The sequence below is a fragment of the Luteococcus sp. genome (assembly GCF_043424415.1).
Lineage (GTDB): Bacteria > Actinomycetota > Actinomycetes > Propionibacteriales > Propionibacteriaceae > Luteococcus.
On sequence record NZ_JBHWOO010000280.1, the window covers coordinates 1 to 7,720 of the forward strand.

A 7,720-nucleotide genomic window follows, 5' to 3' on the forward strand; every position below is an offset into this window, starting at 1 on the left:
CGAGTGCACCCCCTGCGGGGCGCCGGCCACCATCGTTCATGCCGTGGTGCGGATCAGACCAGGCCCATCGCGATCATCGCGTCGGCAACCTTGACGAAGCCGGCGATGTTGGCGCCAAGCACGTAGTCGCCGGGGGCGCCGTACTCCTCGGCGGTGTCGACGCAGTTGTCGTGGATGTTCTCCATGATGCTGGCCAGGCGCTCCTCGGTGTACTCGAAGCTCCAGGAGTCACGCGAGGCGTTCTGCTGCATCTCCAGCGCCGAGGTGGCCACGCCACCGGCATTGGCCGCCTTGCCGGGGGCGTAGGCGACCTTGTCGGCCTTGAAGACCTCGATGCCGCCGGGCGTGGTGGGCATGTTGGCGCCCTCGGCCACGGCCTTCACGCCATTCTTGACCAGTTCCTTGGCGTCGTCCTCGCTGAGCTCGTTCTGCGTGGCGCAGGGCAGGGCGACATCGGTGGGGATGTTCCACACGCTGCCCTCGGTGTGCAGCGTGGCGCCCTTGCGTCGCTCGACGTAGTCGGCGGCGCGACCGCGCTCCACCTCCTTGACCTGCTTGAGCAGGTCGAGGTCGATGCCTGCCGGGTCGTGGACATAGCCCGAGGAGTCGCTGAAGGAGTGACACAGGGCACCGAGCTGCTGGGCCTTCTCGATCGCATAGATCGCCACATTGCCACCGCCCGAGACGGTGACGCGCTGACCGTCGAGTCCACCGTTCATGCGTTCCATCATCCGGTTGGCGAACAGCACGGTGCCGTAGCCCGTGGCTTCGGTGCGCACCAGCGAACCGCCCCAGGTGAGGCCCTTGCCGGTCAGCACACCCGCCTCGTAGCGGTTGGTGATGCGGCGGTACTGGCCGAACAGGTAGCCGATCTCGCGGCCGCCCACGCCGATGTCGCCGGCGGGCACGTCGGTGTACTCACCCAGGTGACGGTACAGCTCGGTCATGAAGGACTGGCAGAAGCGCATGACCTCGGCGTCGCTCTTGCCACGGGGGTCGAAGTCCGAACCACCCTTGCCGCCGCCGATCGGCATGCCGGTCAGGGAGTTCTTGAAGACCTGCTCGAAACCGAGGAACTTGACGATGCCCAGGTAGACGCTGGGGTGGAAGCGAAGGCCGCCCTTGTACGGGCCCAGGGCCGAGTTGTACTCGACGCGGAAGCCGCGGTTGATCTGCACCTTGCCCTCGTCGTCCATCCACGGGACACGGAAGATGATCTGGCGCTCGGGCTCGCACATCCGCTCGAGCACGGCTCCTGCAGTGTACTGGGGGTTGCGCTTGAGCACGGGGCTCAGGCTGTCGAGCACCTCCTTCACGGCCTGGTGGAATTCCACCTCGCCGGGGTTGCGCTTCACGACGGTCTCGTAGACCTGGTCGAGATCAGCCATCTGGGGCTCCTTCCTCTGGTGCGCAGACGCACACCGTCCGATCTCCACCACGGAAATCTCGACCTGGCGCAAGTGCCCTCAAGCCGTTCCGTGGATGGCCGCTGCACGAGCAGCGACGTGGAAAAGGCTACAGATTCCCATTCCTCGACATCGAAATGGTCACGATGTGACCTTCGCGGCAGCGGAGCCCCGCCTGCCCTACCGTCCCGCCTCCACGGCGGGGACGACAACGGGTCAGGCCTCCGGGTCCTCTGCGCCCTGGGCTGCCAGCTGGCCGCAGGCGCCGTCGATCTCCTGGCCGCGCGTGTCGCGCACGGTGACCGGGATCTGCCAGTTCTCCAGCGTCTTGACGAAGGCCTGCTCGTCGCTCTTGCGTGAGGCCGTCCACTTCGATCCCGGGGTCGGGTTCAGCGGGATCAGGTTGACGTGTGCCCAGCCCCAGTCACCGCGCTCCTTGATCCGCTTGGCCAGCAGCCGCGCACGCTCCACCTGGTCGTTGATGTCCTTGATCAGGATGTACTCGATGCTCACCCGGCGACGCGTGGTCTCGGCATAGGCGAAGGCGGCGTCCAGCACCTCGTCGACCTTGTAGCGGGTGTTGATCGGCACCAGTTCGTCGCGCAGCTCGTCGTCGGGGGCGTGCAGGCTGATTGCCAGCGTGATCGGCAGCCCCTCCGCGGTGAGCTGGTTGATCTTCGGCACCAGGCCCACGGTGGAGACCGTGATGCCCCGCCGGCTCATCCCCAGCCCGTCCGGGGCCGGGTCGCTGATGGCGTGGACGGCCGACATCACGGCCTTGTAGTTGGCCAGCGGCTCACCCATGCCCATGAAGACGATGTTGTTCACCTGGCCGACGCCACCGGGCAGGTCGCCTGCGGCCAGCACCTGCTCGGCGTGCATCACTTGGGCGACGATCTCGCCGGCCGACATGTTGCGCTGCAGGCCGCCCTGGCCCGTCGCGCAGAAGGGGCAGGCCATGCCGCAGCCGGCCTGCGAGGAGATGCACAGCGTGTTGCGCACATGGCTGCGCTCGCCCGTGGGGTCGTCGCGACGCACGCCGTAGCGCATCAGCACCGACTCCACCAGGGCGCCGTCGTGCAGCCGCCACAGGGTCTTGACGGTGGTGTCCCCGTCACAGCGCTGTTCGTTGACCGGGCTGATGAGTTCGGGGAAGAACTTGTCGGCCACCTGCTCACGGGCTGCGGCCGGAAGGTCGGTCCAGGTGGTCGGATCGGTCTCGAAGCGCTCGAAGTAGTGCTTGGAGATCTGCTTGGCCCGGAAGGCGGGCAACCCCATCTCCTTGACCGCTGCCACCCGCTCGTCGACGGACAGGTCGATCCAGTGAGGGGCAGGCTTGCCCCGCCGCGGGGCCTTGAAGACCAGCGGCAGGGCCTTGCCCTCGGCCAGCGGCTCTGCGGGCAGGGTCAGCTCGGCCTGCGGGCGCGGTGCCGCGTGGTTGCGGCCGTCGGGGGCGCTCATGCGGCCGGCACCATCATGAACATGGCGAACCACGCCACGGGGGCTGCCACCAGCAGCGAGTCGAGCCTGTCCATCACGCCTCCATGTCCGGGCAGGAAGGAACTCATGTCCTTGATGCCCACGTCCCTCTTCACCATCGACTCCACCAGGTCACCTGCGGTGCCGAAGGCCACCAGCAGCACACCCAGCAGCATTCCCACCAGCCAGGAGGCGTGCAACAGCCAGTGGCTGCAGGCCGCACCCAGCAGCATGCCTGCCGTCACCGACCCGACGAAGCCCTCCCAGGTCTTCTTCGGGCTCACCTTCGGGGCCATCGGATGCTTCCCGAAGAGCACCCCTGCGATGTAGCCGCCGGTGTCGGAGGCGATCACGCACAGCAGGAAGGTGATGATCCTGGCCCGGCCGTTGTCGTCGGCCAGCATCAGCGAGACCGTCGACCCCATCAGCGGCACATAGGCCAGGGTGAACAGGCTGGCCGAGGCGTCACGAACGAAGCCCTCGGCCCCGCGAGACAGACGCATCACCAGACAGCCCAGCGAGGTCAACGCGAGCAGACCGATGATCAGGCTGTTCGCCGGCAGGTTGGTCGTGCTGGACTGTCCGGCGTGGTAGGCCCCGATGACGCTGGCGAGTGTTCCCACCACAAGGGGCGCCACCTCCGATCGCGCGCCGATGCGCGCCATCGCCCGGTGCAGTTCGACGACGCCCAGGCTCAAGGCCACCGCCACGAACAGCACGAAGCCCCAGTTCCACCACGCCAGCGTGACCACGACCGAACCGAACAAAGCCACGCCGACCCCGATCGCGGCCGGCAGGTTCCTGCCGGCCCGCGAGGTCTTGGGTGGGGGCGTGACGTTGCTCGGCGAGATCTTCTCCTGGCTCATCGGATGCAAGCTGCTCAGACCTCGAGCAGCTCGGCCTCCTTGCTCTTGAGCAGCTCGTCGATCTGCTCGACGTACTTCTTGGTGGTGGCGTCCAGCTGCTTCTCGGCGCGACTTGCCTCGTCCTCGCCGATCTCCTTGTCCTTCTCCAGGCGCTTGATCGCGTCATTGGCGCTGCGGCGAACGTTGCGGATCGCGACGCGACCCTCCTCGGCCTTGTGCTTGGCCATCTTCACGTACTCCTTGCGGCGGTCCTCGGTCAGGGCCGGCAGGATGCAGCGGATCATGTTTCCGTCATTGGACGGGTTCACGCCCAGGTCGGAGTCGCGGATCGCCTTCTCGATCGCGTTGACCGCGGAACGGTCGAAGGGCGTCACCAAGATGGTGCGCGCCTCGGGCGACTGGAAGGTCGCCAGCTGCTGCAGCGGGGTGGGGGCGCCGTAGTAGTCCACCAGGAGGCGGTTGAACATGGCCGGGTTGGCGCGACCGGTGCGGATGCCGGCGAAGTCCTCGCGGGAGAAGTCCACGGCGGCGCCCATCTTCTTCTCGGCGTCCTTGATGATGTCGGTGATCACGATGATTCCTTCGGTCGTTGCTGGGTCTGTGCCGGGCCGGTGGGCTCAGCGATGGATGGTGGTGCCGAGCTTCTCGCCGTTGGCCGCCTTGGCGATGTTGCCGTCGACGGTCAGGTTGAAGAAGACCATCTTCAGGTCGTTGTCGCGGGCCAGGGAGATGGCGGCGGCATCGGCGACCTTCAGGTCCTTGGCGAGGTAGTCGTCGTAGCTGAGATCGTCGAACATGCGCGCGTCGGGATTGGTGCGCGGGTCGGAGTCGAAGACCCCGTCGACCCCCTGCTTGCCCATCAGGAGGGCTTCGCAGCCGATCTCGAGGGCCCGCTGGGCCGAGACCGTGTCGGTGGAGAAGTAGGGCATTCCGGCACCGGCGCCGAAGATGACCACACGGCCCTTCTCCAGGTGCCGCGAGGCGCGACGGGGGATGTAGGGCTCGGCGACCTGGGTCATGGTGATGGCGCTCTGCACGCGGGTGGGGACGCCGGCCTTCTCGCAGAAGTCCTGCAGGGCAATGGCATTCATCACGGTGCCGAGCATGCCCATGTAGTCGGCACGCTCGCGCTCCATGCCGCTCTGGGACAGTTCAGCGCCGCGGAAGAAGTTTCCGCCGCCCACGACGATGGCCACCTGGATGCCACTGTTGGCGACATCTGCCACCTGCGCCGCAATATTGCTCACGACGGCCGGATCGACCCCGATCTTGCCGCCACCAAAGACCTCGCCTGACAGCTTCAGCAGCACTCGCTTGTAGGGCTTGCTCACATTTCCTCCTCCAGGGTCATGCCGACCGCCTGCACGTCGAACCGACGACCGACCCTCACGGGCCTGCGGCATGGGCCACGTCATGACGTGGTTGCTCGCCACTCTACTGAACTTTGGCGCCGTGGGCCGACGAGGGCGAGCCCCCGCTGCCCGGACGCGACGATGGGGAGGGGCTCCGAAGAGCCCCTCCCCACTGGGCCGTCCCGCGACTGGAGGCCGGCAGCGCCTGCCTCCAGTTGGGGGGCGACGATCAGGCGCCGGCGGACAGGCGCACGAAGCGGGTGATCTTCACCCCGGCGGCGTCCAGCAGCTGGCCGACGGTCTTCTTGTCGTCCGAGACGGCAGGCTGCTCGACCAGGCAGACATCCTTGTAGAAGCCGTTGAGGCGACCCTCGACGATGCGGGACAGGATGTTCTCCGGCTTGCCCTCCTCGCGAGCGGTCTCCTCGGCGATGCGCTTCTCCTTCTCCAGCACATCGGCGGGAACGTCCTCGCGGGAGACGTACTGCGGCATCATCGAGGCGATCTGCAGCGCCACGGAGTGAACCAGCTGGGCGTCGTCACCGGTGTACTCGACCAGCACGCCGACCTGCGGAGGCAGGTCCTGCGAGCGACGGTGCAGGTAGGTGTGGGTCTCGCCCTCGTAGCTGACGGCGTCCTTGAGCTCGAGCTTCTCACCGATCTTGGTGGCCAGGGCCTCGACGGCCTCCTTGACGGTGCCCTCGTCGAGCTTGACGGCATTGGCGGCCTCGACGTCATTGGCGCCCTCGGCGGCCACGGCGGTGACGATCTTGTCGGCCAGGGCGATGAACTCACCGTTCTTGGCGACGAAGTCGGTCTCGGAGCCGAGCTGGATGATGCTCTTGCCGGAGCTCGCCACGATGCCATTGCTGGCCTCGCGGTCGGAGCGCTTGGCCATCTTGGCCTGGCCGGTGACGCGCAGGATCTCGATCGCGCGCTCGAAGTCGCCGTCGGCCTCGGTCAGGGCCTTCTTGGCGTCCATCATGCCGGCGCCGGTGGCGTCGCGCAGCTTCTTGACCTCAGCAGCAGTGATTGCCATGTGTCTTTCCGTTCTTGGAAGGGTTGGAGGACGGATCAGTTGTTCGCGGCGGGAGCCTCGGTGGCGGCCTGCTCGGCAGTCACCTCGGTGGTCTCCTCGGCCGGGGCCGGGGTGGCCTCGGCGGCGGGCTGCTCGGTGGAGGCCTCGGCGGCGGGCTGCTCGGCGGAGGCCTCGGCGGCGGCCTGCTCGGCGGCGGACTTGTCGCCCTCGTGGCCGGCCAGCAGCTCCTTCTCCCAGTCGGCCATCGGCTCGGCGGGGGCCTCGCCACCGGCGTTGCCACCGGAGCGCTTCATGAGGCCATCGGCGGCGGCGTCGGCGATGATGCGGGTCAGCAGCGAGACCGAACGAATGGCGTCGTCATTGCCCGGGATCGGGAAGTCGACCTCGTCGGGATCGCAGTTGGTGTCGAGGATGGCGACGACGGGGATGTGCAGCTTGCGCGCCTCGTCGATGGCCAGGTGCTCCTTCTTGGTGTCGACAACCCAGACGGCCTGCGGAGCGCGGGCCATCTCGCGGATGCCGCCGAGGGTCTTCTCCAGCTTGTCCTTCTCGCGCTTGAGGCCCAGGAGCTCCTTCTTGGTGAGACCGGAGGCGGCCACGTCCTCGAAGTCCATGACCTCGAGCTCCTTGAGGCGGTGCACGCGCTTGATGACCGTCTGGTAGTTGGTGAGCATGCCGCCCAGCCAACGCTGGTTCACGTAGGGCATGCCGACACGGGTGGCCTGCTCGGCGATGGTCTCCTGCGCCTGCTTCTTGGTGCCGACGAACAGGATCTGGCCGCCGCGGGCGACGGTCTGGCTGACGAAGGCGTAGGCCTTGTCGATGTAGGTCAGCGACTGCTGCAGGTCGATGATGTAGATGCCATTGCGCTCGGTGAAGATGAAGCGCTTCATCTTGGGGTTCCAACGACGGGTCTGGTGTCCGAAGTGGACGCCGCTCTCGAGCAGCTGGCGGGTGGTGACGACGGCCATGGCCGGTCCTTTCCTTCTCGCGGGCGCACTGCACCCGCACGGTTTCCATCGGCACCGAGCGGTTCGGTGCCACCTGATGCGCCCTCCGCCACCTGCCGCGCGGGACGCGGAACCGATGGTGGCCTGAGCCCGACTGTTCGGGATCGACGCATGCGAAGTCAGTCCGGATCGGTCCGGACCGCATCGGAATCCTACGCCCCGCGCGGGGTGGTCGCCAAACGGTCACGCTCCACCACGGGCTTGTCCACAGCTTGGCTGGCACCGAGGATCCATCCACAGCCCCTCCGCACCGTGACGCCGGGGCTGTGGCCACCCGCACACTGCAACCATGAGGACCTTCTGCCTGCGCTCCTGGCGCGCCCTGGTCGCCTGCTGGGCCCTGACCCTGCTCGCCGCCGGGGTCTCGCTCGGCTCCCCCATCGGTCTGTCCACCACTGCCCTGGCCGCACCACCACCGCCAGCCAGGACCAGACCGGCCCCGCCCCGGCCCGCACCCCCTCCGCAGGCACCGCCGCGCCCGGTTCCCACCGGGAGCAGCGCTCCCAGACCCGCACCTGCCCTGGTCGCCGGCTGGGCCCTGACCCTGCTCGCCGCCGGGGTCTCGCTC

Annotated in this window: 8 protein-coding genes; 1 reads left to right on the forward strand and 7 read right to left on the reverse strand. The window is 67.7% G+C overall.

Annotation, left to right across the window (positions count from 1 at the left end; all coding sequences use genetic code 11):
* Window positions 1-53 precede the first annotated feature (53 nt).
* The 7 genes from gdhA to rpsB form a co-directional block, all read right to left on the reverse strand.
* On the reverse strand, window positions 54-1,388 hold the full coding sequence (gdhA, locus tag ACHFFZ_RS15825) for an NADP-specific glutamate dehydrogenase (protein ID WP_394277564.1): 1,335 nt from the start codon (window positions 1,386-1,388) through the stop codon (window positions 54-56).
* A 234-nt stretch (window positions 1,389-1,622) separates the two neighbouring features.
* Entirely contained in the window at window positions 1,623-2,867 is a 1,245-nt protein-coding gene (gene rlmN, locus ACHFFZ_RS15830) for a 23S rRNA (adenine(2503)-C(2))-methyltransferase RlmN (RefSeq protein ID WP_394277565.1), read from the reverse strand.
* A complete protein-coding gene (locus ACHFFZ_RS15835; RefSeq protein ID WP_394277566.1) occupies window positions 2,864-3,751 on the reverse strand; it encodes a phosphatidate cytidylyltransferase in 888 nt (295 codons plus the stop codon). Before ACHFFZ_RS15835 ends, rlmN begins: the two co-directional genes overlap by 4 nt.
* A 14-nt stretch (window positions 3,752-3,765) precedes the next feature.
* Window positions 3,766-4,320 (reverse strand): ribosome recycling factor, encoded by a 555-nt coding sequence (gene frr, locus ACHFFZ_RS15840; protein WP_394277571.1) that lies wholly within the window; start codon window positions 4,318-4,320, stop codon window positions 3,766-3,768.
* A gap of 48 nt (window positions 4,321-4,368) precedes the next feature.
* Window positions 4,369-5,082, reverse strand: a complete 714-nt coding sequence (gene pyrH / locus ACHFFZ_RS15845) for a UMP kinase (RefSeq protein ID WP_394277567.1) — start codon at window positions 5,080-5,082, stop codon at window positions 4,369-4,371.
* A gap of 250 nt (window positions 5,083-5,332) precedes the next feature.
* On the reverse strand, window positions 5,333-6,142 hold the full coding sequence (gene tsf / locus ACHFFZ_RS15850) for a translation elongation factor Ts (protein ID WP_394277568.1): 810 nt from the start codon (window positions 6,140-6,142) through the stop codon (window positions 5,333-5,335).
* A gap of 35 nt (window positions 6,143-6,177) precedes the next feature.
* Window positions 6,178-7,113 carry a 30S ribosomal protein S2 gene (gene rpsB / locus ACHFFZ_RS15855; RefSeq protein ID WP_394277569.1) on the reverse strand — a complete coding sequence of 312 codons (936 nt, stop codon included), beginning with the start codon at window positions 7,111-7,113 and terminating at the stop codon, window positions 6,178-6,180.
* A 328-nt stretch (window positions 7,114-7,441) separates the two neighbouring features.
* Between rpsB and ACHFFZ_RS15860 the strand changes: the two genes are divergently transcribed.
* Window positions 7,442-7,720, forward strand: a 279-nt coding sequence (locus ACHFFZ_RS15860; protein WP_394277570.1) for a hypothetical protein, incomplete at its 3' end; no start/stop codon positions are given.

Coding starts and splice junctions, on each gene's coding strand:
- gdhA (WP_394277564.1), bottom strand. CDS start 1,388: ATGGCTGATCTCGACCAGGTCTACGAGACCGTCGTGAAGCGCAACCCC.
- ACHFFZ_RS15835 (WP_394277566.1), bottom strand. CDS start 3,751: ATGAGCCAGGAGAAGATCTCGCCGAGCAACGTCACGCCCCCACCCAAG.
- rpsB (WP_394277569.1), bottom strand. CDS start 7,113: ATGGCCGTCGTCACCACCCGCCAGCTGCTCGAGAGCGGCGTCCACTTC.
- rlmN (WP_394277565.1), bottom strand. CDS start 2,867: ATGAGCGCCCCCGACGGCCGCAACCACGCGGCACCGCGCCCGCAGGCC.
- tsf (WP_394277568.1), bottom strand. CDS start 6,142: ATGGCAATCACTGCTGCTGAGGTCAAGAAGCTGCGCGACGCCACCGGC.